This is a genomic window from Pseudomonas sp. 24 E 13, assembly GCF_900004715.1.
GTDB classification, from domain to species: Bacteria; Pseudomonadota; Gammaproteobacteria; order Pseudomonadales; family Pseudomonadaceae; genus Aquipseudomonas; species Aquipseudomonas orientalis_A.
In genome coordinates this window covers 183,552-207,202 of record NZ_CVTO01000150.1, presented here as the reverse complement: position 1 = coordinate 207,202, position 23,651 = coordinate 183,552, and the positions used below count along the sequence as shown (strand labels likewise).

The following is a 23,651-nucleotide window of genomic DNA, read 5'->3' as shown; positions in this document are numbered from 1 at the left end:
CGCCCCATCAGGCCTAACACGCCGTCGATGGGCATTCTAGCTGGTGGAACACGTTGCCAAAACGGTGGCAGACGCTGGGGGAGTCACCCACCAACTTGCGCTTGGCATGGGGGGCTTAAACGTGGCGACCTGAGTGCCATGGGCATGGGGCGCTCGGACTACGAAACCTTCATGGCGCAGGAGCCGCAAGACCAACGTAATGCCTTCCGGGTACTGGCGCGCAGCGGTGATTTGCCGAGCGAGCTGCTGATGGCGGGTGAACATGTCCCCGCCGAAACGGTTGCGATTCTACGCAAGTCGATCGTGGATAACTCGGCAGCGTTGATCAACAGCATCAGCCAAGGTTGAAAAACTTAACGTCGTGTCCGGGATTAGTTGACCACTACATGCACCGTTTGCATGGATAAGTTACTCATGCTCCACGTTCCCCACAGCCAGAGACAGCGAATCACCAAGAATGCGCCATAAAGCGGTAAGACGCCGACAGTAGGTGCCTTCACTACAGTAAATCAACTCGACATGAAGACTGTCGATAACCGCGATATAAGCATCCTGAAACATCGAAATCTCGTTCGCCGACAGTGCTGGATACCTGTTCTCAAGGCTTGCGCCAAAGCGTTCGCGAAGACGATCCAGATAGGCTTCAAAGCCACTTGCAACCGATGCCTTTAACTCCGAAGGCGGAAAGAATGCAGTGCGCAGCAGGAAACGCAGAGCTGCGGAAGACTCGTAGCGGTTTGAAAGATTGTCCGTGTACAGCTTGCCAGGCTCGTCATCATTCGCCGGGACGCTTGCAAACATCTCTTCGATATAGTGCCTCTCCGTCGCCAGCGCCAGATTCAGCACGGCGTTGAACAGATCATCCTTGCTCTTGAAGTGCGCGTATAACGAGGGCTTGCGCATACCTGCCACGACAGCGATTTCATTGAGCGACGAGGCGTCGTATCCCCGCTCAGCGAAATGCACCAGAGCGATATCACAGATTCTGCTTGCCGAAGGGCTCAGCACTTTCATCGGGATGACCTTTTAATTCAATGATTTAACGCGGTGATGTGCTCGGCTCTGCCTTCGCGCACACTGCCCCAGGTCAGCGCACCCACCATAACGGCGCAGACTATCAGGAATGCGCACCAGGCAGTGGCGCCATAGCTGCTCGCCCAACCGGTCAACGGTGTGGCGAAGGCCGAGATGCCAAGCTGAAACGCGCCGAGCAATGCAGCCGTTGAACCCAGGGCAGTGGTTTGCGAAGACATCACCAGCGTCATCAGTGAGGTTTCTGCAATCCCCAATCCAAGCAGTGCTACCGCGACACCGGCAGCCAGCCAGTACAAACTAGAACCAGATACTGCTGCGCCGTAGGCCATGACAGAACCTGCGAAGATGCAAAAAGCTCCAGCCGTTGCCATGCGGGCCAAACCGTACTTGCCCACCAGTCTGGTCGCCACGACCGCCCCTATGAGAATCGCGATGCCGGTTGCGCCAAACAGCGTACCGAACTGGGCAGCAGGCAGTCCGTACTCCTTCTGATAAACAAATGTAGCGCCGCCCACATAGGCAAAGAGAAAGAAGAACACTGCTGACAGCGCTAAGGCGGGCCTTAGAAAACGACCGTCTTTTGCGATGCGCGCATACGTGCGTATCGCCAGTCGCATATTCAATGGCTCGCGCTTTTGCATTGGTAGTGTTTCAGGCAAAACAGCCATCGAATTCACCGCCACCAGCGCACCGAGAACAGCCAGTACCAGCATGACGGCCCGCCATCCGAAATGCGCCTCAATGTAACCACCCAACCCCGGGGCGATGATGGGAGCAACACCTTGAATGGTCAGCAGCAGGCCAAAAAGTTTTGCTGCCTGAACGCCCTGAGTGACGTCACGCACCATGCTCATGATGACTACCAACGTCAAAGCACTGCCTATCCCTTGGGCAAATCGTGCCACGAGTAGCCACTCAAGGGTTGGTGCCGCTCCTGCAGCCAGCGCACTCAAACTGAACAGCAACAAGCCTGCTATCAGTGGACGTCGACGGCCAAAGGCGTCAACTACCGGCCCGAACAGCAATTGCCCAAGCCCCATTGCCAACAAAAAGACCGTGAGCGTCAGCTGAATGCTGGCAACACTGGTCGAATAATCAACCGCCATTTCGGGCAGGCTTGGCAAATACATATCGACGGCTGAGGGCCCCAGTGCGGCGATGGCGCCCAAGGCAATGGCAAACTTTAGTGAAGGATTGCCGAAATGACTCTTTTCCATAACAAACTCATGATTGGCTTCCTATCGGAAGGTAGGAGGTAGCGAGAAGTTAACGAGAACCCAGAGGCAAGGTCAAGCCGTAATTTTCTTAGGGGCCAGGCATCATCGCCAGCGCTCCGCGCAAGGCATGCGCACGTAAGTGTTTTAGGCTTCAGTTCAAAGTGTTTTTTTCAAGAAGCGGCTGAAAATGAGCGGGATTTCTGAAACATTATTTTTAAGCGATCAAGGTAAGCGACTCAGTTCGCAGAAACGGGTTGGCCAAATCGATCACGCTGCGTTCGAGCCTAGTGCGCTGGATGTATCGACAGACGCTGTCACCTTGCGCACCAGCGATGGGAAAGCTGAGAGGGTGGCCATGTTGGCCCGCACGCCAACGGAACACTTAGCGCCAATGGCCGTAACTGTGTGGACGGAATCAGGGTTCAAATTGAACTCCGTGAGAGCCAGACTTGCCTGCGAACTAGGCGCCTTGGTATATCAGGCAAACCGCGTCATCGCTCTCGCGGGCAAGCCTGCTCCAACAGATGGCCCCCAATACCTCTTACAAGCGAAACCTCGACACCATGCTGTTCAGGTCTACCGCCAGGCGGGTCAACTCGCCGCTGGCGGCGCTCGTCTGGGCGGCGCCGTTGGAAGATTGCGTCGACAGGTCCCGGATGTTGACCAAGTTGCGGTCCACTTCACGGGCGACTGCAGCCTGTTCTTCCGCAGCGGCGGCGATGACCAGGTTACGCTCGTTGATCTCGATCACTGCGGTGTTGATGGTTTCCAACGCCAGGCCTGCGCCTTTCGCGATGTTCAGGGTAGATTCAGCACGGTCAGTGCTGTTACGCATTGAACTGACTGCTTTTTGGGTACCGCCTTGAATTCTGCCAACCATGCGTTCAATTTCGCTGGTGGACTGTTGAGTGCGATGGGCCAAAGCGCGTACTTCATCGGCGACAACCGCGAAGCCGCGACCGGCTTCACCGGCCCTGGCCGCTTCGATAGCTGCGTTCAGCGCCAGCAGGTTGGTCTGATCCGCCAAGCCACGAATCACGTCCAGAACCTTGCCGATGTCGCGGGACTCTTCCGCAAGATTACCAATCAGATCGGCGGTGCTTTGCACATCCCCGCTCATGCGTTCGATAGCGTTGACGGTTTCGTGAACCAGATCCCGGCCATCGCCTGCTGACGCCGTCGCGTTTTTTGACGCCTCGGAAGTGCTCACTGCGTTACGCGCCACTTCTTCGACGGCGCTGGTCATTTCGTTGACTGCAGTCGCAGCTTGCTCTATTTCGTTGTCCTGCTGCGCAAGGCCACGGGCGCTTTCATCGGTAACTGCGTTCAGCTCCTCGGCAGCGGAAGCCAGTTGTGTTGCGGATCCGGAAATACGCATCAAGGTATCGCGCAGTTTCTCTTGCATCTTTTGCATGGCGAGCAGCAACCGGCCCGCTTCGTCAGTGCCATCAACCTTTATCGGTCGGGTCAGATTACCTTCGGCGATGGTTTCAGCCGCTTCAAGTGCCAACGCTATCGGTTGGGTGATGCTCTTGGTCAGCATCCAGGCAAACAGCATAGTCAGTAGCGAGGCAATAATGAGGAGGCCGACAACCCAGTTGAACGCAGAGCTGTACTGGTCAGCAGCGGATTGATTGATGATAGCCAGCTGGGCGTTATTGAAGTCAGTAAGCTTATTCAACGCTACGTTGATCTGCTCAGCGTTAGCCGCAGATTCGGCGTTCAGCACGCGCGTTAGCTCCTGCAGATCGCCAGCCCGACTGAGGGTAACAAGGCGCGTTTCAATTTTGCGATATTCACCCATCAGCCGCATATAGTCGTTGTAGTCGGATTGCTCTACAGGAGATGAAATCAGTTTGGCGTATGCTGCCTGCGACTTGTTAAGTTGTTGGTTTTGTTCCTCAAGTAATTCGATGGTCCTGTTCTGAATATTCGGTTCGCGATCAGTCAACAGCCGATGCGATAAAACCCGCATACGGACGCCCGTCACCGTGAGAGCATTCAGGGTCTGAAAGCTAGGGACGCCATTTATCGCGATATCGTCGCCAGCTGCTCGGATCTTGCTCATCTGAGACAAGGCGAAGAGGCCGAGAATCAGCATGAGCGCGCCTATCAGGGAGAACCCCAGAAATGCGCGCGGAGCAATGTTAATTGTTCTTATTGTCATGGTTTTCCCAGATCGTGGAATGTGCTCCCCGCAAGCAGCGGCGGATGGCCCAGCGCATAAGTTTTTATCGGTCGCTTGATGACACACTTGAGCGAAAACAGCTGTGTGCCGCATATTAAAACTGATATTGCCCACTCACCAACTTGCAGACATCGACTGATGGTGGCCCGATGCAGCCCGATGGCGACAATCTTCAACCCAAACGACCTGGACGCGACGTTCGTTCAGTTGGTAGAGACGCGCTAACAAGGTTGCATATTTCTCTTGCAGAATCAGTTCTAGAGGCTGCAGCAGCGTGGTAGAAGATGCTGTGCATAATGGTACTCAAGGATAGGGGATGGTCGGTTCGATGCCGGCGAACACCGCGCCAGCGCCGTCGTAAGTCGCTTCGCCGAGGAAAGCATGCTGTGTCACCACCATGGAGTCGCGTACGATCCATTGCAGACGATTGTCATTGAAGATGGCTGCAGTCCCCGCCAGTCGATAAGCCTTCATGACTACGTCCGCTCCGGTATGAGCGGCATGGGTGGCGCTGAGGCGTAATAAGTTAGTCTGCTGCAGGGTCACCGCATTACCGGCGATGAGCGAAGCCCATACAGCTTCGGCGGATTCGTAGAAAAACGCCTGGGCGCTTCGCAGCATCGCCTCTGCCTTACCCAGTTCGCTGCGATAATAAGCTCGATCACCCAAGCGCGGGGCACCGGTGACAGTCTTGGTGCTGCCCGACATTGCGATCACCAAGTCCAGTGCTGCGCGTGCCAGCCCAAGGTTAACGGCGGCGTGAACTTGCGCCTGGTAGGAAACGGACGGGTAATGATAGAGGGGCTCGTCAATTGTGGAGGCACTGCCCCGCACGAAAGTCCACTCGCGTTGGATGTTCTTTTGGTGCAATTTGAGGTCATGGCTCCCCGTCCCTTGCATCCCGACAACATTCCAGTTGTCGACGATCTGCACTTCGCTTGCCGGGAACACAGCGGTCAGCGGTTTGCCTGCCGTCGGTCCTCCACCGTTGGCCGATGTGCCACCTATGCCTACACCAATCCAGTTGGCGCCTTTGCACCCACTAGCAAACCGCCAGTGCCCGCTGACTTCCCAGCCATTTTCAGTCTCTTTGGCGGGTTGTAGAGGGTAAAGGCCGCCAGCATAGACCTGGTCTGGCCCGTTGGCATAAATCAACGCTTGGGTTGCCGGGGGGAGTGCCGCCAGGTAGATGTTGGCTGAGCCGAACGCGGTCACCCAACCGACCGAACCGTCGGCTTCGGAAACCCGCTCTACGATGCGTAGGAACTCGGCTGGAGGCAGCGCATCGCCACCGAAACATTTGGGAGTACTGGCGCGGAAGATACCCACTGCTTTCATTTTTTCGATCATGTCTAAAGGGACATGGGAGCGTTGGTTAAACTCGCTGCGACGCTCGGCAATCTCCGCAATCACATCATCCAGGGAAACCGCCTTGATGCTGATTGGAGCGCCTTTACGTGTGTCACGATAATCGAAATTGTTTTTGCTGTTCATGTTTATTGTTCTCTGGCTAGGGTGTTTGCATACACGTTCAGAATGCGTGGACTGATAAGAAAAAATCAAATTCGAAATATGAATAAGGTAAATAATCCGTGGGAATTAACTGTCGTGCCATGCGCCTCTAAAGGGGAGGGCGTTTAAGTGCGACGGCTATTCCTGCTGTCAATAGTGCGTATGAGTAAAGCGAATTTGACCGAATGAACAATCCCTCTCAACATGGATTCACCAAGTCAATAATTAACAGGTGAAGGTTATGGTTAGCGATCAATCAAAACAACATTTCCGGCAAGCGCTGTCATTGTTGTCTGCGGCGGTGAATATCATTACTACCGATGGCCCCCATGGTCGCTTCGGATTAACTGCGAGTGCGGTCTGTTCGGTCACTGATACGCCCCCAACATTATTGGTTTGCATCAACCGTAACAGTTCAATTCATGAAGCGTTGCTGGGCAACAGGGCGTTGTGCGTAAATATACTGACCGGTGATCTGGAGGGTGTTGCGCGACAGTTTGCTGGTATGACCGACCTGCCGCCTGCTGAACGTTTTGCCGGCCAGGATTGGCGGACAGGCTCCTCGGGCCTACCGGTGTTGAACGACGCCCTAGCAAGCCTCGAAGGAAACATAGTAGATATCAAGGAAGTCGGATCGCATTCGGTATTATTTGTAGAAATTAACCAAATTCAGGTCCGTGAAGAGGGGGAGAGTCTGATTTACTTTGGGAGAAACTTTCACCGTCTGGGGCGGGCTGCAGCCGTCAACGTACAGACGTCGGCATCCTGAATAATTGCAGTTCCCCATTCGTGGGTTACAGGGTTTATAAAGAATGCTCGCACGCCTCATTTCATATGAACTCCAGTATGGCTGCCGGAGGCAAACAGACTAATGATTAACCGGCGCAGCCAGGTTATCCCGGCATCCGATAGGAAACGGCTATGGCAATAAAGTCCCACCGAGATAGGTGGCAATTCGATGGGCAGACTCAGCAGCCGATAGCGCTGGTCGTGGTTTAGCTGCATGGCAATGGCACGCGGCAGAATCAATGCCAGATCAGTGTTGGCAACGATTTTCGGGGCAATCGTGAAGTTAGGCACTTTCAGAGCGATTTCGCGAGCAATGCCGGCCTTTCCGAATGCTGCATCGGCGGTTACGCCATGGCCGGTAATATTGCTCGAAACGTCAACATAGCGCAGGGCGAGTATGTCCTGAACGCTCAATTCATCTTCCTGAAAAGGATGGCCGTCGCGCAACAGACAAATGAATTCGTCGTCTAGCAAGTTTTCGTGGATGCACTCTTCACCAAGCTCTACCAGATAGCCTATCGCGATATCTATATCACCTTTGCGCAATGCCATAGCCAGTTGCTCTATAGGCATTTGACGCACATCCAGGCGTACTTTCGGCGCCTCGCGCGCTAGCACTTCCATCACCGTCGGTAGCACATAAAGTTGCGACATATCCGACATGGAGATGCGAAAAGTACGATCCGCTGTTTTCGGTTCAAAGTTCGAAAACATCATTAATGCGCTTTGAATAATAATCAGCGCATGTTCAATGGGGCCGTGCAGGCGAATAGCTGCGTCAGTCGGCTCCATCGACGTTGCTGTTCGTACGAACAGCGGATCGTCAAACACATCGCGTAGTCGACGCAGTGCGTGACTGACGGCGGGCTGGCTGAGGTGTAGGCGTTCGGCCGCGATTGTCAGGCTGCGGTATTCCCAAATAGCCACAAAAGTCCTGAGAAGATTCAGATCGATCGTGGCCATGTTGATGTGCGTCATTTATTTACCACGAGCCTTACGCGTGATGCTGGAAAAGACGCCGTCGCGGTATATCCAAGCATGTATCAGCGCTGCGCAAAGATGTCCTAACACAAGCAGAAACAGAACCCAGGCGAATAACCCATGTGCGGCCCGAAACCAAGCGTAAAGCGCGGAGCTGACAGGAGCAATGGGTGGAAGGTTCCAGCCCGCGAACATGGTGACAGGCCAATTTCCGGCAGAGAGCGTGGCCCAACCGAGCAGTGGCAGGCAGAGCATCAGCAAGTAGAGCAATAGATGCGAAACATGCGCCGCCATTGCCTGCCAGTACGGTACGCTGGCAGGCAATGGCGGCGTGGTGCTTAAAAGCCGATTGCCTAGACGCAGGATAGCCAAAAGAAGAATGGCGATTCCCAGAGGCCTATGAAGATCAATGAGCCAGGGACGCAGGCTCAGAGAAGACATCATGCCTACACCTATAAATAGCATAGCCAGGATAAGGACAGCCATGAGCCAATGGAGAAGCCGTGCCGCGAAGTTGAAACTTTGCACACCGGTGTGCTTCTGCTGGGTATGCATTATTTGATTTCCTTTTTGCCAACCGCGTCAGTGGCTTTACCAAAACCTATTTCTCGTAATCGGGCGTTATAGGACTGGGAGTAAATACCCGCACGGGCTGCAAGCACCGGATCGTCTGAAAGCGCTATTCCTGAAGGTACAAGCGTCGGGTCAAAGTTAATGTCACGACATGCCCCATGAGTTTGCTCTACCACCTGGTTGACCTCTAACGTCCCAGCGATTACCTCCTTGCGGTTGCTCGGCCATGGTTGAGAAGGGTCGTTCACCGGATCTCCCGCCTCGGCCAGTTGGAATACCAGATCCCAGTACAAGGGTGCTACACCCACACGCTGAGTTATTTCATCAAACAGGAAGTCATGACTGGCTTGCGCATGAGCCTCTTTGCTCAACATCTCTACCGCCGCATGAGGGCGCATGGACCAGCGCACAGGTTGACGCTTTCCATCCGCTGCAATGAGTACGAAGGCGTTGATGGAATTATATTCGGTTCCTGCAAAACTGGCCGGCCAAGTCGCGTTCGCCTCTCGCTCTACAGACTTGCGAGCCTCTGGATATTTTTGAAAAAACGCGGCCACCTTGTCCGGGGCTGGTTGTCCAGTGGCAGCCACCGGTTCAAAGGCCTCGACCTGCGCCAGGAAACCCTCGGCATCCCGAGTCGCGAAGTAGGGTTCGTTGTTGAGCTTCATTCGCCACTGTGACTTGTCGTCGCCTACCAGCATGAGTGCCATGCTGACGGTCGCCGTCGAATTGTCCGCCGCATGCGGGTCCACGGTGCCGATTGAAAAACGCCCGACGGCTGGGATGTTGGCCGGTAGAAAAATACGTGAGGTCGACAGAGGGACGGCCTCGCCGCTCGCATGAAAAGTCCCACTGAAACACATACCCTTACCGTGGGCCCGTCGATAGCCTGGTGGAAAATTATCCAGGGAGTCACCCAGAAACTCTTTTGTGGTAACGCCGGTGCCTAAGAATCCTCCTGCCCAGGCAAAAGCCAGCACGAGAGCAGTCGCGATACTGAATATGCCCAACAACGGCACTCGATATTTCCATAAACCCTGAAGGTTATTCTTAAGCATAAAATTCTCAGCTGCACGTTGTCAGGCAGCGCTGGATTGAAACTGCCGAATGGCTAGCGCCAACACTAACCGGCGCAAAGCAGTAGTCATGTGTAAGACAGGGGGATTTGAACCGCCGATACGGCAAGAAAAAATCCCGGTGGGCTCAATGGGTTTGCTTGAGCGGCAACGCATGACAATCCCTGCGCCATAGCCTGTGTGTCATCACATTGCTGAGGACGGCCAAGGCAAATGACGCCGGCGATGCACCGCTTTTGACGTTATATGTCCAGCACCAATCGTGGAGACTTTGATCGTGAACAGCATACCAATATCGTATCGTTCGCCGCTTTTTCATCAGCAGTGAGATACACATCGCGATGGTCTGGTTCACCCTCTAAAACATCACAGAGGCATGTGCCACAAACACCCTGCTCGCAGGATATTTCGATATCAATACCTACTTCAGCCAGTGCTTGATAAATGGTCTGCCCGGTCATGACATTGACGGTTTTACCGCTGCGCGCCGCCACAACCTCAAAACCAGACCCATTGGTATCAATGTCGGCCTGAAAGTATTCGCGGTGAATGTGTGCATCAGGGTAGCCGAGTTCGAGAGCATTATTGATAACCCACTTCATAAAACCTCCCGGTCCACATGTATAGATGTGAGCCGTGTCCTGGCTGCCTCCTAATACGCGTTTGAGGTCCAGTTGGCTTTCAGGTTCATCGTCGAAGTGCAGCTGGACAGCTTGGGAAAATCCGGAGAGCTCCAACTCTTCAAGAAACGCACTTCGGCTACGTGAGCGTGCGCAATAATGCATCTCAAACGCCTTTCCCCTGGCTTCAAGCGCATAGGCCATGGCCAGCATCGGTGTGATGCCAATACCCCCTCCGAGCAGGATTGAACGTTCGGCATTCAAGTCCAGCGGGAAATGGTTACGAGGCAGGCTTATGTTTACCTTTACGCCTTCAAGTAATTCCTGATGGACTGCAATGGACCCACCCCTGGATTGAGGATCTCTCAATACCCCAAGGCGATAAATGCCTGCGTCAGCGGGATCGCCGCACAACGAATATTGGCGGATCACATTTGAGGGTAGGTGCACATCAATATGGGCACCGGCCTCAAAGGTCGGTAAATTGCCGCGGTCTGCCCGCGCCAGCTCGATGACGACCACATCATCACCTTGCAGCACTCGTTTAAGCACGACTACGTTTAGGAGTTCATTCATCGGGTAATACCTGTACGCACGCGGGAAGACAATTCATATTGATGGTTTAAAAAAGCTCGCCAATCTTCATTCAGACTGATCAAAAACACGCATAACACCGGCCTTGAGTGACGTGTGAGCGAGTAAGCCTTCTTCACCCAATTCATGACCTGCGCCTGAATCCTTCATGCCGCCGAAGGGGAGACTGAGATCCAGCACATTGTGGTTATTGATCCAGATAGTGCCTGCCTTCACGCCGCCGAAGAAACTCGTGATCCGATCAACGTTTTTGGTCCAGATACTGGCCCCCAAACCAAATGAGGTCGCATTGGCGCGCTGGATAACCTCACGGTCGTCCTTGAAGGAAAAGGCTGTTAGCACCGGCCCAAAAATCTCCTTTTGGGATGTGATGCTGTTGTTTGTAAGGTCGGTCAAAATGGTAGGCTGAATATAAGCGCCAGGGCTGTTGATCGTTTCGCCCCCACACAGTAATTCTGCACCGGACTCAAGGCCCTGGTGGATCATGCTCATCACCTTGTCGCGGTGGGCGTGATGAACGAGTGGACCCATCTGCGAACTTAAATCCAGACCCGGGCCAATTTTGATGGTCCGTGCGATTTCAGCGACTCCCGCAGTGACTTCGGCGTAGTGGCGTTCGTGGACGTACAGCCGAGAACCTGCGCAGCAGTTTTGACCATGATTGCCGAAAATAGCCCAGGCAGCGCCGGGAATAGCGATGTTCAGATCGGCATCTTCGGCGATGACGACCGGTGACTTACCGCCGAGTTCAAGCGTGTATTTTTTCATCAGGGGCGCTGCTATTGCGGCGATTCGTTTCCCTGTCTCAGTCGAGCCTGTAAAACTTATCTTGTCCACGCCAGGGTGCTCAACAAGCGCCGCACCTACTTCATGACCTAGGCCGGTAATGACATTGACAACTCCAGGTGGAATGCCAGCTTCATTACACAGCTCCGCCAGGCGCAAAGTAGTGAACGGGGTTTGCTCAGCGGGCTTGAGAACAACAGTGCACCCCGTTGCAAGAACAGGTGCCAATTTCCAGACCGCTTGGCAAAGCGGAACGTTCCACGGGGTAATTGCTGCGACGACACCCAGTGGCGATCGTTTTGTGAAACCAAAGAATTTTTGATCCGGCAGGTAAGGAACGGACAGATCCAGGGTTTTTCCAGAGATTTTGGTGGACCACCCGGCCATATAACGCAGCGTATAAACCGACAGGTCCGCATCGAATGCGCGAGTGTTTCGAATAAGGCGGCCACTGCTGAGCGTCTCGAGTTCAGAAAGCTCCTGAGCATTTTCCGCAATCAGATCAGCGAGCCGCAGCATCAAAGCTTCACGTTGATAGGGTCTCATTCTGGACCAGGCGCTGTCTTCAAATGCCTTGCGTGCAGCGGCCACTGCCAGGTCGACGTCAAATTGGTCTGCCTGTGCGATTTGACCTAATTCAAGACCGTTACTAGGATCGGCGATAGAAAAGTATTTTTCTGAATGCGGGTCCCTGAACTCACCATTAATGAAGATTTGGGTACGTTTGCCGATCTTGGATTTAGCCCCAGCGGTGAGGTGTTCGTAGTTATTTGCCAATGTCATGATCGAATGCCCATTGTTATTGTTTCAGGGGCCGCTATCGTACTAGCGGAATATAAAGGAAATTAATATCCCGCACCGTCACGAGTTGGACAATGACAGCAGAGGTACCTATTGTTGCCCTTGCTGCAACAAAGGCGAATCATCCAGGTGGTGCGTCCAATGTCTCACTTGCGTTTAGGGCGGATTGGTTTTTGCTGATCGTGCCCTAGGTCGTGGACCACGACTGCACTAAGCTGAGACGATGACGATATCGGGTAAAACAGTAGTGCATCTGACCGGGCAGGTATATCTAGCCTGTATGGAATACAAGCAAGTATGGTCTTTAAGGCGAATTAAGAGTGTTGTATAATTTCTGCAATTTTTAGGTAAAAAGGAAATTCTCAATGAGGGTTGCTAAAAACAATCAAAAGACTGAAGAGAAACGTACGGCTATTTTGGTCGAGGCAAGGATGGTATTTCTCGACTCGGGAAATGCTGGATTCAGTATGAGAAGCGTGGCTAAAAAAGTCGATATGTCGCTGAGTCATCTTCAATATTTTTTTCCGACCAAAGATCAACTATTTTTGGAGATGGTCAGGTATACCGTAAATGACTATCTGAAAAATTATAAACTCATCATGATGGAGTCCTATAATAGTCCCGAACAACAGATGTGTGCTGTGTTGGATTATTTGTTTAGCGATCTCATGCGACTGGATGTTACAGCTATCTTCGTCGAGCTCTGGGGGATGGCACTCCGGGATGTAGAGGCGCGCCTTTTTCAGCGTAAACTGTACAGAGTCAATAGGCGAAAATTTTCGACAATCCTTACCAGGGTTTACCCTGATGCATCGCGTGAGACCATCAAGCGGGTCGCAACCCAGGTGCTGTTACACATCGATGGCATTATGGTGCTTTACATGGTGGATTGGCCGGATGCGCAGAATTATGAGCGAATAGTTCAAGACGCTAAATCCATCATATGGAGAATCATGGAAAACATCGCTCAGAAAAAAGAGGCTAGTCAACTGCCGTAGCTATGGCATTTTTCCGAACCAAGAAAATCTTATTGGGATTTCTGCTGGTGCAGTCACGGATGCGCCGAATCTGTGCGTTTATCGCCATTGCCAAGTAATGCACCAAATCACGCGAAAGAGGGGACAGCTTCCTGGATTGGCGCGAAATAATTTGTACTTGTGTTACATTCAATGCGTGATAATCGATAGGAATAGCTTTTAATGTACCGTTGCATAACTCATCAATGACGGGAAAGTCACTGAGTATTGTCGAGGCTATGCCATTGCGCGTGAGGTCCAACATTATCTTCAGTGAGTTTGAAGTAATGTAAGGCTGGAAGTGAGCGCTGCTTTCACTTTGCAACTGATCAATAATTCCTCTGATCCGGTACTCAGGCGGGGGTAGAACAATATCTTCCTCAGCCAGGTCTTGAAGACTGAGTATCGATCTGCCCGCCAGCGGATGGTCGGGGTGGACAATAGCTCTCATGGGTTGATCGAAAGAATGGAGCCTATTGATGTTGGTGGTCTTGGTCGGGGAAAACACCAATCCTATGTCTGCTTCGTCTTCAGCGACCATTCGCTCAACTTCGTGAGAGGGCGCAATCAACAGCTCAGTGTGCGATTGTCGGTTAGCTTTGAAAAATTGATAAAGCTCACCTATGGCCTGAGTACTGAGTAATCCTTCGCCCACCGCAATGCTGGTTCTATTTAAATATCCTTCTTTGAGTTGGCCGAGTTTTTTCAAAAGTTGATTGTGATGACCCATACGCTCAACATAATAATCAACTGCAGCCTGACCAGCGGCGGTCAGGCAGATCCTGTGAGTACCTTCTTGTATGAGCTGAATACCTAGATCGGACTCCAGTTTCGCAATCTGTCGACTGATGGAGGAGACGGCGAGCTCCAGCTCTTCGGCCGCCGCGCGCATGGTTCCCAGTCTGGAGCTCAAATACAGATACTTGAAGCGTTGATCTTGAAGCTCAGTTTGGGAATTCATCATGGGTGCCTCGCACGGTTCGCATCATCAAGTTTTTTATTATGCTGACGAATCTATGCTAGTGAATGCCGGGAAGCAATACTGCGGGCTAGTTTTTTTGGTCAGTGACCTACAATACTTTTATAGCTTTTTGATCTAAGGGGCGTTTCTGTCTGCGCCGAAATTTGCGGTTCCAGGTTGCACGTTTAACGTTCTATGGAGCTCTTGATTGCGGAGGTACCCCTGATTTCCTGGCTTGATCAGCTGTGCTGGCGCTTGAGGTGATACGGTGCGGGATTAACTATGGGTGTGTCGCCAGTGACGAGATCAGCGACCAGTTGTCCGGCTGCTGGAGAGGTGCCAAAACCATGCCCTGAGAATCCGGAAGCAAGCGTCAAGCCCGGGATTTTATCCACGGGGGATATCACTGGGAGGCCGTCCGGCGTTACATCGATCATGCCAGCCCATTCGAGCTCTATGGTGGCTTTTTTAAAAGCGGGCCAAGCTTCAGTGAGATTGCGTAATGCAGCCCGATTCAGTCCGTGATTGACCTTTGGGTCTATTGTCCGTCTCTGCTCGAAAGCAGAGGTACCTTGGTCAGAATTGCGTCGCGACAGGGCCAGTTCTGTCATGAAATCTCGTCCCAGGGAAAGATTCATGTTTTTCCATTGGGAACGCAGTGTGGAAAAGTAGTGATGCCCGATCAGCAAGCTGTCAGGTACGATCGGCACCATGAAAGCTCCCCGGTTCGTGATGATGTATCCGCCGTCCTGGTGTTTGCGAAAAGAGATATCTGGAGTGCCTACTGCGACTTCAGTCATGCCCTCTATCGTCAGAGGAGCCGTTCGAAGGACTGAGGCGACTACCGGTAACGTCAACAGGGGAACACCGCAGGTAGCCAGGAAGCGTCTTGACCACATGCCGCCGGAAAGGATTACGTTATCGCAACGCACTTCCCCCCGCTCGGTTACAACACCGCTTACTCTGCCTGCCGACATGGATAGCGTTCGCACCGCGCAGTTCTCCACGATGATAACGCCTTTAGCGATAGCCGCCCGTGCGATGGCACTGCTGGCAAGAGTAGGTTCTGCTCGGCCATCAGAGGCTGTGTAAATTCCGCCTGCCCAATCGACGGTGCACCCTGGAGAAATATCAACGATTTCTCTCGCCGTGACCAGGCGTGAGTCGAGCGAGGCATCAGCGACTGAGTTCAACCATTCTTGATGTGAAGCCATTTCCCCGGCTGAGCTGGCGGTATACAAAATACCCGTCTGTCTGTAGCCAACATCGGCATTGAGCCGTTGTGCCATGGTGCTCCATAGTTTTTCTGCGGCGATTGAAAGAGGGAGGTCCAGTTTGGCCCGCCCCATTTTCCTGATCCACCCCAGATTTCGCGAGGATTGTTCGCCAGCAATTCGGCCCTTTTCAAGTACTGTGACGGGGATGCCACGTTCTGCCAGCGACAATGCCGCAGTGAGTCCGATAATGCCCCCTCCGATCACCACCACTGTCGTGGCGGCAGGAAGAACGACAGAAGTCTGAACGGGAGAGATAGAGGGGGCCAAGTTTCTTGTCCTTGATACTGTATACGTTATCGAAAGTGCACTGAATCGCTACGCCCTGAGGCTGCTAAGTGTCACGTATTGTTATGAGTAATCGTGATTTCTTTGACATTGGCCTTTGAGACCCCGCGATAGGCGGTGACTTCAATTTCAATTTTGTATATCTCAGATCCCAGAGGAGGGCTGGTCAGCGTCAGCGTTGGATTAATACCGCGCATTTTTTCTGCGTAGGTGGCCATTACGATATCTATGTCCTTCGCAAACGGTATGAACACGCGCGCGGCAACGATATCGCCAAGCGAAGCGTCAACGGCCGAAAGGGCATGTTCTATATTGGCCAAGACTTGAAGGGTCTGCTCAGCCGGGTCTTCGGGCATTTCCTTTGTGGCGGGATTGCGGCCGGCGGTATTGGATACGAAAATCAGATCGCCGACGGCGATGAGGCGCGAATAGCTACCCAGCTCCTCAAACTTGGATCCGGTTTTAACTTTAATAACGTCGATAACTTCTTTCATGTGGAGTGTCCGGTATTCAATGAAAACTCAGAAGGCGCGGTGGCCGTGCGGGATCAACTTAGCGTTGGGGTTTCCCAGAGATTAAGTTTGACGCCTATGCCTTTTTCGCAGGCATTGCGATAAATCACGGTGCCCCACGCAACGTCTTCTACCGGCATACCGCCGACGGACATGATGATGATTTCATCGTCGTTTTTGCGGCCAGGTGCTTCACCGACAACAATCTTGCCCAGATCCTCGAGCTGGTCAGGTGACATTTTTCCTTCGTCTATCAGATCCAGGAATTGGATGCCCACTACTGGCACGATGTTGTGCACTGGCTTGGGATTTTCTTCATGCCATGCCTGGTAGAGAGAAGGATTGTCCAGAACCTTGCGGATGTCGGGTGACTGCATGCCTTCATCGATACTCGTCAAGGCGGGCATGGACAGAAACGTACCAGGGCTTAACCATTCACGCTTCACCACAGGATAGGCAGAGGCATCGCCAATTGCTCCGGAATTGCAGAATGTGACGATGTCACAGTCGCGTACCACAGCTTCGTTGGTGTCAACCACATGAATGTTGACAATCTGCGGAAAAGTCTCACGAACCCACGATGTAAACGCATCGATATTTTTTTGGCCGCGTCCTTTGACTTTAACTGTGTCAATCTCAGGACATTCGGCAACGAATGCCGAAAGTGAGGTCTTCGCCATCACACCTGGACCCAGGATGCCAACCACCTTCGAATTCTTTTTGGCCAGATGGCGGGCGCCTACGCCAGGCACGGCGCCTGTTCGATAAGCAGAAAGAAGATTCGCTGACATGATTGCCAGAGGAGCGCCCGTATCGGCATCGTTGAGTACGAACAGAAGGATGGAGCGGGGGAGGCCCTTCTCTCTATTCGCGATGTTGGATCCGTACCATTTCATCCCGGCTGTTCGAAATTGACCGCCAAGGTACGCAGGCATCGCCATGAAGCGTCGATCGGGGGTAGGTTTGGGCATGTCCGGAAAAGGTGAGTCTTCGGGAAATACCACCACAGATCCGTGGGAGTTGTTATTGGGACCTGCCATCCTGTAGTCGCCGTGGTACATCAGGGAAAACATTTCTTCCATCGTGTCAACACAGGCTGCCATATTGGTGACGCCCGCCTGAATCATGTCCGGTTCGGAGAGGTAAATGAAATCAATATTTGGTAAGTTGTGCATAGTCGTTGATGCTCATTTTGAAATACTGCTCTTGCCGCTGATACGAACCTTTCTCAGCGGGGACGTGATCTGACCGGTTGCGCTCTAACCCTCAACGCCGTTGTCATTCTGAATCGAACGGTCCAAATCGCAGGGCCTTCGAATAATCGGGTGAGCCATGACGGTTATGCGCTTTTTTCGGCGCTTAACTGCTCCAAATCAGCCTTGGAGCATTCGGCATGAGTTCTGGCGCTCAAGCTAAACTAGGTAACAGACCACGCTTATCCTACAGTTCGTTTTTTTGAACTCGATGACATTCGAGGCGACACTTGTTGTGGTAATGACAACGCTTGCGCTAGCGGGGTATAGCGGCTATTCCGGTCAAGCACCGATCAACATCATTGCCTAAAAAGCAACATGATCCCTGGTTGCTGTGATTGTGGCCCGATTTCTATGTCAGTAATTTCCTTGTCTTGTTTTTGCAGATTCGACAGGAGCCTTTTCATGATTTCCCCCATTTCTGACATTTCCCTGCTGGAAGAGCGTATTCGGGTACTTGAGGCCGAATCTACGGTTCGCCATTTACTGAATCGGTATATGTTTTTGTGCGACGTTCCCGGGCCTGAAACACGTGAAAGCGAGCTGGGCCAATTGTTCTGCCAGGACGCAGTTTGGCAGGGGGTCGGTTCTCGGTATGCCCTTAAGTTTGGTCGTGTAGGCGGACGCAAAGCGATAGTGGCGATGCTCATGAGTTACCTGCCGCCGGCTCCACACTTTCTGTCAAATATGCACTTTCTTTCCGGTGAGCAGATATCTGTCGATGGTTTTCAAGCCAAAGGCCGATGGGTAATGCAGCAACTCAGTCGCTACGAGTCTGGCCAATCAGGATCAATTGTCGCCGCCCTCAGCGTGGAATTTCTCTGGGAGGCAGACGCCTGGCGCATCTCCTCTTTTTCAACTGAACGCGTTGATGCCTTTCGTCTCGAGAATGTCCAGGGGGCGTCACTGTGAGCCCGCTGGTCATTGAAGGTTGCATCGGGGGGCCAGGTCGGACGGTCGCCATCAAGGATTCTTTGGATGTGGCAGGTTGGCCAACACGGTGTGGGAGTCGTGCTTTCGAACACGCCCCGCCAGCCCAAAACCATGCAACTGTTGTGAAGGCGCTTCTCGACGATGGTTGGCAAATCATTGGCAAGACTGTGCTGCATGAGCTGGCTTTCGGTGTGACCGGTATCAACGAGTGGGCTGGAACGCCAGTTAATCCACAGGCACCAGATCGGATACCTGGTGGCTCTTCCAGTGGCTCAGCGGTCATCGTTGCTCAGGGAAATGTGGATGTGGCATTGGGTACTGATACAGGAGGTTCTGTGCGCATGCCGGCTGCTTGCTGTGGGGTCTTGGGTCTCAAGCCATCGTTCGGTCGTTTGAGTCGTCACGGTGTGTATCCGGCCTCCAGTTCTCTTGATGTTGTAGGACCCATGGCTCGTGATCTCGAGACGCTCGTGGCCGCGATGACTTCAATGGACTCAACTTTCTCGGCGCATAAGCCTCTCGGGAAATTTCGGGTAGGTTTAGTCAATGTCTCTTGCGATCCTGCGATTGAGCAAGCCATACGGAACGAGATGAATCGTCGCGGCTGGGCCTGGGAAGTCGTCACGCTGCCGCTTCTTGATCAGGCATTCGAAGCTGCATTGACCGTCATTAATGCTGAAACGTGGGCTGCTTATAGTCATTACACCGGCCAGGCTTTACTGGGTGCCGATATTGAGGCGAGGTTACTGCGTGCGGCCGACACTGATGCCGTGGCCGTACAAGCAGCGAATGCGGTGCGCATGGCATTCAGCGAACAGGTAGACCATTTGCTGGAACGCTTCGATACACTCGTCCTTCCGAGTTTGCCTCGTCTGCCACCGCTATTGGTCGATGTGTGCAAGGGTGAATCGGTGATCGATCTGACGCGCTTCCTCAGGCCGTTCAACTTGAGCGGGCACCCTGCATTGAGTGTGCCAATTCCCTATCCGGGTTCCTCCATTAAAACCGGCCTGCAACTCATCGGAGCAAAGGGTGACGATGCACGTCTGTGTGCCATTGCTGGTGCGTTCCTTTGAATAAATCAGCGTTCGTCATCGAGCGCAGCAAGCACGCGGGTCAGGCGGTGCAATCAGCAGGCGGTGCAAGCAAAAAGTGACTCAGTTCCTTCTCGGGCGACCAAGGACCTGATCAGGGATGTCACCCAAAAGGTTGCAGCGTTGCAATCTGTACAACGAATGTCGCTTACGGTGTCATCGTTTCCGCGGCGAAGTACTGCAAGGATACCGGTAGGCCGTACACCGCTATGAAGCCGGCGACATGTGATGCGCAATCTACATCGCGCCGACAATTAGAAGGATACGCTTGAACCAGATTCAATCCGATTGCCACGGCCAGGAATATACACTGCACATTGATGCCTCATTGAATAGGCGTCATGAATCGTGTCATCGAAGACAAGTTCCTGAGTACCCGCCTTTTGGCAAGATAAGCGTTTGGTGAACTTGGCAACGAGTGGAGAGCGATATAAAGAATAGCCAGGCTGCGGTTTTCAGGGGCAGCGCGCAGGTATTGCTTGCGCTTGAGGAGCGCTCGCGTTGGTCCGCAAGGATGCTGCTGCATCGATTTATTTCCGTTATTCATAAAATAATTAGAGTGGAGAATTGGGATGACAGAGCTATCCGAGCCCCTATCTGCAGATGTGCCTGCAGGCGGCCAGCAATTAGAAGGTAATCTAAGTGCTTATAAAATCGCGTTATTGGTGATTGCAGCCGCAGGACCGTTAGGGGCGGTTCTCACCGCAGCCCCTATTGCTTTTGAGCACGGTAATGGCGCTGGCCTTGCCGGAGCATTCCTGCTGGCAGGAATTCTGATGATTTTTTTCTCGATAGGGTATGGCGAATTAATCCGGGCGATCCCGGGGGCCGGCGCATTTTACAAATACCTCACGGTGATCTTTGGACGGGGCGTAGGAGCGGGGGCGGCATGGGTTGCCTTAGCCTCTTATCTGGCGATTACCACGGCGATTGCTGTGGCGTCCGGGTATTACACGAATATGACCCTGCAAGGGTTTGGTATTGATATCGGCTGGGCAGCATGGACCGTCTTATATGTGGGGGCGATCTGTTACCTGGGTCGGGCGAATATTGATTTTGCCGCAAAGATCCTCGTGCCTTTGGTGCTTGCAGAGTTCTTTGTGCTTTTTCTACTGGGTATTTCCATATTCTTGGATAAAGGTCTTAACGCCCTCCCGGTTCAAGCCATCTCGGTAGACGCAATAATGTTGCCGGGGCTGGGGGTTGGGCTCATGGTGGCGCTGGCATCATTCCTCGGTGTCGAGTCCGCCGCGCTTTATGCGATGGAAGCCAGGAAGCCAGCAAAAACCATTCCGCATGCCACTCGTTTGGCGGTCGTTTTGGTAGGCGTCGCCTACTTGATCATTATCTGGCTGATCATCGGTGAGGTTGGGTTTGACTCCATCAAGGACGAGGCAGCAATAGCGAAGGGCGGGTTGGTCATTAATCTGTTCACGACTCGTCTGGGTAGCACGATGGCGACGATTGTTTCCCTCATGCTCTGCACCAGCAACTTTTGCTGTTTGTTGTCACTGCATAATGCTGCGACGCGCTATGTTCAAGTTTTGGCCAAAGACAGACACTTGCCGAATGTGCTTTCACATGTTCATGAAACGAAAAAATCTCCAGCCAATGCTAGTCTTCTTGTAACCGTGCTCGTTGCGCTGACCATTATCGTCTCTTCCTCCCTGGGCTATGACGCCTTTGTATTTTTGTTTCCCGTAACGGTGGCATTGTCGACGCTTGGATTGATAGGGCTTCAGACATTTGTCACATTGGGGGTCGTCGTTCACTTCAAAAAAGCCAACGATAAACGGTATTTTAAAACATTACTCTGCCCACTCATCGCACTGGCGGGTCTTAGTACTGCCGTTTATCTTATCTACGATAATTACGGCATGCTAACGGGCAGTGAATCTGCCTGGGTCAATGGCACTCCATTACTTCTGGTTGTCTTGTTTCTCTACGGGATAATCAAGGGGCGCTTCAGGAAAGCTGACTCCTCCGGGATCAAATGATATAGGCCTTACCTAAACCGCCGTTAAGCTTGATCCAGGTGGGCTTACGCTTGTTGTCTTTAAAACAATAAACCTCTCGCGGTCGGCGGTTGATGAGCTGTGGGTGCGGGCTTAAGGTTATTTAAAAATGACTCTCGTCACATTGCGATAGAAAGGTAATTAATTGTGAGCGATTTAATTAACGTTGTCGGGTTTGATATGGAGCCCGCAAGCTTGGTCAAGCACGACCGCGTGCACACCTCGTTGTACACCGACGCCAAGCTGTTTGACATGGAACTGGAAAAGATTTTCTACAGTACCTGGGTCTGGGTCGCGCACGTCAGCGAGATCCCGGAGGCGGGCAGCTACAAAAGCACCTACATCGGCAAGCAGCCGGTGATCGTGGTGCGCGACCGCAAGAAACAGGTCCATGTGCACCTCAACCGCTGCCGCCATCGCGGCGCTACGGTATGCGAACACAAGAAGGGCAAGACCAACAGCTTTGTCTGCCCATATCACGGCTGGAGTTACGCGCTGGATGGTTCACTGCGTGGTGTGCCGAGCCCTGAAAGCTACGGTGATTGCCTGGATAAGGGCGAGCTGCCTCTGGTCAGCCTGCGTGTTGAAGAATACGCGGGCATGCTGTTTGCCACGCTCAAGGATGACATCGAACCATTGGTCGACTTCCTCGGGCCTGCCAAGAAATGGATCGACCTTTTCATGAAGCAGGGCGCCGGTTACCCGATCAAGGTCCCAGGCGAGCACCGTTTTCGCTTTCCGGGCAACTGGAAAATCCAGCTGGAAAATACCACAGACGCTTACCACTTCCCTCTGGTGCACAAGTCATTCCTGGCATCGGTTGATGAGCAAACCCTCAAACTGTTCGACTTCGTTGAAGGGCCGGGTTACGTCGAAGACCTTGGTAACGGGCACAGCGTAATGGTGATGATCCCCGACCTGGTGGATCTTGAAGCCGATCTCGACAAACCGATTCCGGAGCGCTTCGAGGAGCTTGCTGCGCAATTGCGCGAAGACGGTATCGAAGAGCAGCAAGTGCGCCGTATTGTTCGTGCTGTCGGTGGCTCGGGTTTCAATCTTAACCTGTTCCCCAACGTTGCCTGTTCCATGGCGTTTTTCCGCGCGCTGCAACCGATATCGGTGACAGAAACAGAAATTCATCACTCGGTAATCACCATGGACGGCGGCCCTGCTATAGCCAACCGCTACCGCCTGCGTTTGCATGAGCACTTCCAGGGTCCGATGGGCTTTGGTACTCCGGACGATTCCGAAGCCTGGGAGCGTGTGCAGAAAGGCGCCAGTGCTGGCGAAGACCTGTGGATCATGTTGAACCGTGGCCTGCCGGGTGAGAAACCGACCGAAGACGGGCTGGTCAGCGACGTAAGCGCCGAGACCGGCATGCGCGCTGCTTACCAGCAGTGGAAAAAGATGATGACGGCAGAGACTAAGTAAATGAACCTGCAATTACTGAACCAAGTCACCGCTTTTATCTGGGCTGAAGGCGACATGCTCGACCATGGCGAATTCGACACCTGGTTGAGCCTGTGGAACGAAAAGGGTACTTACATTATCCCGATCAATCCCAAGGAAGAAGACTTCGAAAACACCCTCAACTACGCCTATGACAATCATCACATGCGTCAGTTACGAATCCAGCGTCTGACCGGAGGTGATTCGATTTCCACCAGCCCGCAGCCGCGTACCGTGCGCACCCTGTCACGTTTTCGTGTGCTGTTCGAAAGCGATGAAAAAGTGACGGTCCGTTGCGCGCAAAACGTGCGCGAGTTCCGTAAGGACTCGCTCAAACATTACAGCGCGGACATCGTCTACGAGCTTGAACGCGTCAGTGACACTTTCAAGATTCAGCGTAAGTTGATTCGTTTGATCAACGCTGACGACGCGCTCGCTGGGATAGGTTATATACTTTAAGTTAACAGTTCGGGTGCCGAAGACGAGGAGTGTCCGAACTGTTTCTGCCGACTATAACAGTGGTGCCTTCTGACACTCGCCAAGCGTTTTGATCGGAAGGCACTTTGTCGGGGTTGAACAGGGTCTACTGAGGGTGTCGGTTATAGATTTAAATATCAGTCTCTGTAGAGGCGGGTGTTTTCTGTCGGGTCAGCATACTCAAATTTTTAGCCCTTCTTATACGTG

The 23,651-nt window shown here is 52.8% G+C and carries 21 protein-coding genes and 1 pseudogene; 8 read left to right on the top strand and 14 right to left on the bottom strand.

Annotated elements, in window-relative coordinates; translation table 11 throughout:
- The first annotated feature begins 144 nt into the window (after nucleotides 1-144).
- Entirely contained in the window at nucleotides 145-348 is a 204-nt protein-coding gene (locus BFP90_RS28875) for a hypothetical protein (protein ID WP_158254524.1), read from the top strand.
- A 60-nt stretch (nucleotides 349-408) separates the two neighbouring features.
- Here BFP90_RS28875 and BFP90_RS22435 read toward each other — a convergent pair whose 3' ends face one another.
- The 5 genes and pseudogenes from BFP90_RS22435 to BFP90_RS22420 all read right to left on the bottom strand — a co-directional run bounded on the left by BFP90_RS22435 (nucleotide 409) and on the right by BFP90_RS22420 (nucleotide 5,934).
- The gene (locus BFP90_RS22435; RefSeq protein WP_065892718.1) at nucleotides 409-1,014 is read right to left on the bottom strand and encodes a TetR/AcrR family transcriptional regulator; all 606 of its coding nucleotides are present in this window, start codon (nucleotides 1,012-1,014) and stop codon (nucleotides 409-411) included.
- A gap of 17 nt (nucleotides 1,015-1,031) precedes the next feature.
- The gene (locus BFP90_RS22430) at nucleotides 1,032-2,252 is read right to left on the bottom strand and encodes a multidrug effflux MFS transporter (protein ID WP_065892719.1); all 1,221 of its coding nucleotides are present in this window, start codon (nucleotides 2,250-2,252) and stop codon (nucleotides 1,032-1,034) included.
- Between the two features lie 217 nt (nucleotides 2,253-2,469).
- Nucleotides 2,470-2,574 (bottom strand): annotated as a pseudogene (locus BFP90_RS29325) (transcriptional regulator FeaR); the annotation flags it as partial.
- 219 nt (nucleotides 2,575-2,793) lie between these two features.
- Nucleotides 2,794-4,419 carry a methyl-accepting chemotaxis protein gene (locus tag BFP90_RS22425; RefSeq protein WP_065898003.1) on the bottom strand — a complete coding sequence of 542 codons (1,626 nt, stop codon included), beginning with the start codon at nucleotides 4,417-4,419 and terminating at the stop codon, nucleotides 2,794-2,796.
- A gap of 324 nt (nucleotides 4,420-4,743) precedes the next feature.
- Nucleotides 4,744-5,934 carry an acyl-CoA dehydrogenase family protein gene (locus tag BFP90_RS22420; protein ID WP_015372136.1) on the bottom strand — a complete coding sequence of 397 codons (1,191 nt, stop codon included), beginning with the start codon at nucleotides 5,932-5,934 and terminating at the stop codon, nucleotides 4,744-4,746.
- A gap of 259 nt (nucleotides 5,935-6,193) precedes the next feature.
- Between BFP90_RS22420 and BFP90_RS22415 the strand changes: the two genes are divergently transcribed.
- Complete coding sequence (locus BFP90_RS22415) at nucleotides 6,194-6,721, top strand: flavin reductase (protein WP_003232755.1); 528 nt, start codon at nucleotides 6,194-6,196, stop codon at nucleotides 6,719-6,721.
- A 56-nt stretch (nucleotides 6,722-6,777) separates the two neighbouring features.
- On the opposite strand, the gene BFP90_RS22410 is transcribed toward BFP90_RS22415, so the two are convergent.
- From BFP90_RS22410 to BFP90_RS22390, 5 genes are all read right to left on the bottom strand, one after another.
- The gene (locus tag BFP90_RS22410) at nucleotides 6,778-7,719 is read right to left on the bottom strand and encodes a LysR family transcriptional regulator (RefSeq protein WP_015372134.1); all 942 of its coding nucleotides are present in this window, start codon (nucleotides 7,717-7,719) and stop codon (nucleotides 6,778-6,780) included.
- Nucleotides 7,720-8,277: a cytochrome b gene (locus BFP90_RS22405; protein ID WP_003232751.1), complete on the bottom strand. Its 558-nt coding sequence runs from the start codon at nucleotides 8,275-8,277 to the stop codon at nucleotides 7,720-7,722.
- Nucleotides 8,277-9,353 carry a catalase family peroxidase gene (locus BFP90_RS22400; RefSeq protein WP_041931476.1) on the bottom strand — a complete coding sequence of 359 codons (1,077 nt, stop codon included), beginning with the start codon at nucleotides 9,351-9,353 and terminating at the stop codon, nucleotides 8,277-8,279. The genes BFP90_RS22405 and BFP90_RS22400 overlap by 1 nt, the downstream gene beginning before the upstream one ends.
- A gap of 260 nt (nucleotides 9,354-9,613) precedes the next feature.
- Nucleotides 9,614-10,567 (bottom strand): PDR/VanB family oxidoreductase, encoded by a 954-nt coding sequence (locus BFP90_RS22395; RefSeq protein WP_015372132.1) that lies wholly within the window; start codon nucleotides 10,565-10,567, stop codon nucleotides 9,614-9,616.
- A 66-nt stretch (nucleotides 10,568-10,633) separates the two neighbouring features.
- Nucleotides 10,634-12,154, bottom strand: a complete 1,521-nt coding sequence (locus BFP90_RS22390) for an aldehyde dehydrogenase family protein (RefSeq protein WP_015372131.1) — start codon at nucleotides 12,152-12,154, stop codon at nucleotides 10,634-10,636.
- Nucleotides 12,155-12,537: 383 nt separating this feature from the next.
- On the opposite strand from BFP90_RS22390, the gene BFP90_RS22385 reads away from it, so the two are divergent.
- Nucleotides 12,538-13,170, top strand: a complete 633-nt coding sequence (locus BFP90_RS22385) for a TetR/AcrR family transcriptional regulator (protein ID WP_015372130.1) — start codon at nucleotides 12,538-12,540, stop codon at nucleotides 13,168-13,170.
- Here BFP90_RS22385 and BFP90_RS22380 read toward each other — a convergent pair.
- The 4 genes from BFP90_RS22380 to BFP90_RS22365 form a co-directional block, all read right to left on the bottom strand.
- Complete coding sequence (locus BFP90_RS22380; protein ID WP_236277690.1) at nucleotides 13,154-14,152, bottom strand: LysR family transcriptional regulator; 999 nt, start codon at nucleotides 14,150-14,152, stop codon at nucleotides 13,154-13,156. The two genes, BFP90_RS22385 and BFP90_RS22380, sit on opposite strands and share 17 nt — an antisense overlap.
- Before the next feature lie 236 nt (nucleotides 14,153-14,388).
- Nucleotides 14,389-15,693 carry an NAD(P)/FAD-dependent oxidoreductase gene (locus BFP90_RS22375; RefSeq protein WP_015372128.1) on the bottom strand — a complete coding sequence of 435 codons (1,305 nt, stop codon included), beginning with the start codon at nucleotides 15,691-15,693 and terminating at the stop codon, nucleotides 14,389-14,391.
- A 71-nt stretch (nucleotides 15,694-15,764) separates the two neighbouring features.
- The gene (locus BFP90_RS22370; RefSeq protein WP_065898002.1) at nucleotides 15,765-16,205 is read right to left on the bottom strand and encodes a Rid family hydrolase; all 441 of its coding nucleotides are present in this window, start codon (nucleotides 16,203-16,205) and stop codon (nucleotides 15,765-15,767) included.
- Nucleotides 16,206-16,258: 53 nt separating this feature from the next.
- A complete protein-coding gene (locus tag BFP90_RS22365; protein ID WP_015372127.1) occupies nucleotides 16,259-17,398 on the bottom strand; it encodes a tyramine oxidase subunit B in 1,140 nt (379 codons plus the stop codon).
- A gap of 483 nt (nucleotides 17,399-17,881) precedes the next feature.
- Between BFP90_RS22365 and BFP90_RS22360 the strand changes: the two genes are divergently transcribed.
- From BFP90_RS22360 to BFP90_RS22340, 5 genes are all read left to right on the top strand, one after another.
- Nucleotides 17,882-18,388 (top strand): nuclear transport factor 2 family protein, encoded by a 507-nt coding sequence (locus BFP90_RS22360; protein WP_065892721.1) that lies wholly within the window; start codon nucleotides 17,882-17,884, stop codon nucleotides 18,386-18,388.
- Nucleotides 18,385-19,485, top strand: a complete 1,101-nt coding sequence (locus BFP90_RS22355; RefSeq protein WP_065892722.1) for an amidase — start codon at nucleotides 18,385-18,387, stop codon at nucleotides 19,483-19,485. Before BFP90_RS22360 ends, BFP90_RS22355 begins: the two co-directional genes overlap by 4 nt.
- 590 nt (nucleotides 19,486-20,075) lie before the next feature.
- Nucleotides 20,076-21,500 (top strand): APC family permease, encoded by a 1,425-nt coding sequence (locus BFP90_RS22350; protein ID WP_065892723.1) that lies wholly within the window; start codon nucleotides 20,076-20,078, stop codon nucleotides 21,498-21,500.
- A 165-nt stretch (nucleotides 21,501-21,665) separates the two neighbouring features.
- The gene (locus BFP90_RS22345) at nucleotides 21,666-22,949 is read left to right on the top strand and encodes an aromatic ring-hydroxylating oxygenase subunit alpha (RefSeq protein ID WP_015372123.1); all 1,284 of its coding nucleotides are present in this window, start codon (nucleotides 21,666-21,668) and stop codon (nucleotides 22,947-22,949) included.
- Nucleotides 22,950-23,426: an aromatic-ring-hydroxylating dioxygenase subunit beta gene (locus BFP90_RS22340; RefSeq protein ID WP_015372122.1), complete on the top strand. Its 477-nt coding sequence runs from the start codon at nucleotides 22,950-22,952 to the stop codon at nucleotides 23,424-23,426.
- The last annotated feature ends 225 nt before the right edge of the window (nucleotides 23,427-23,651 follow it).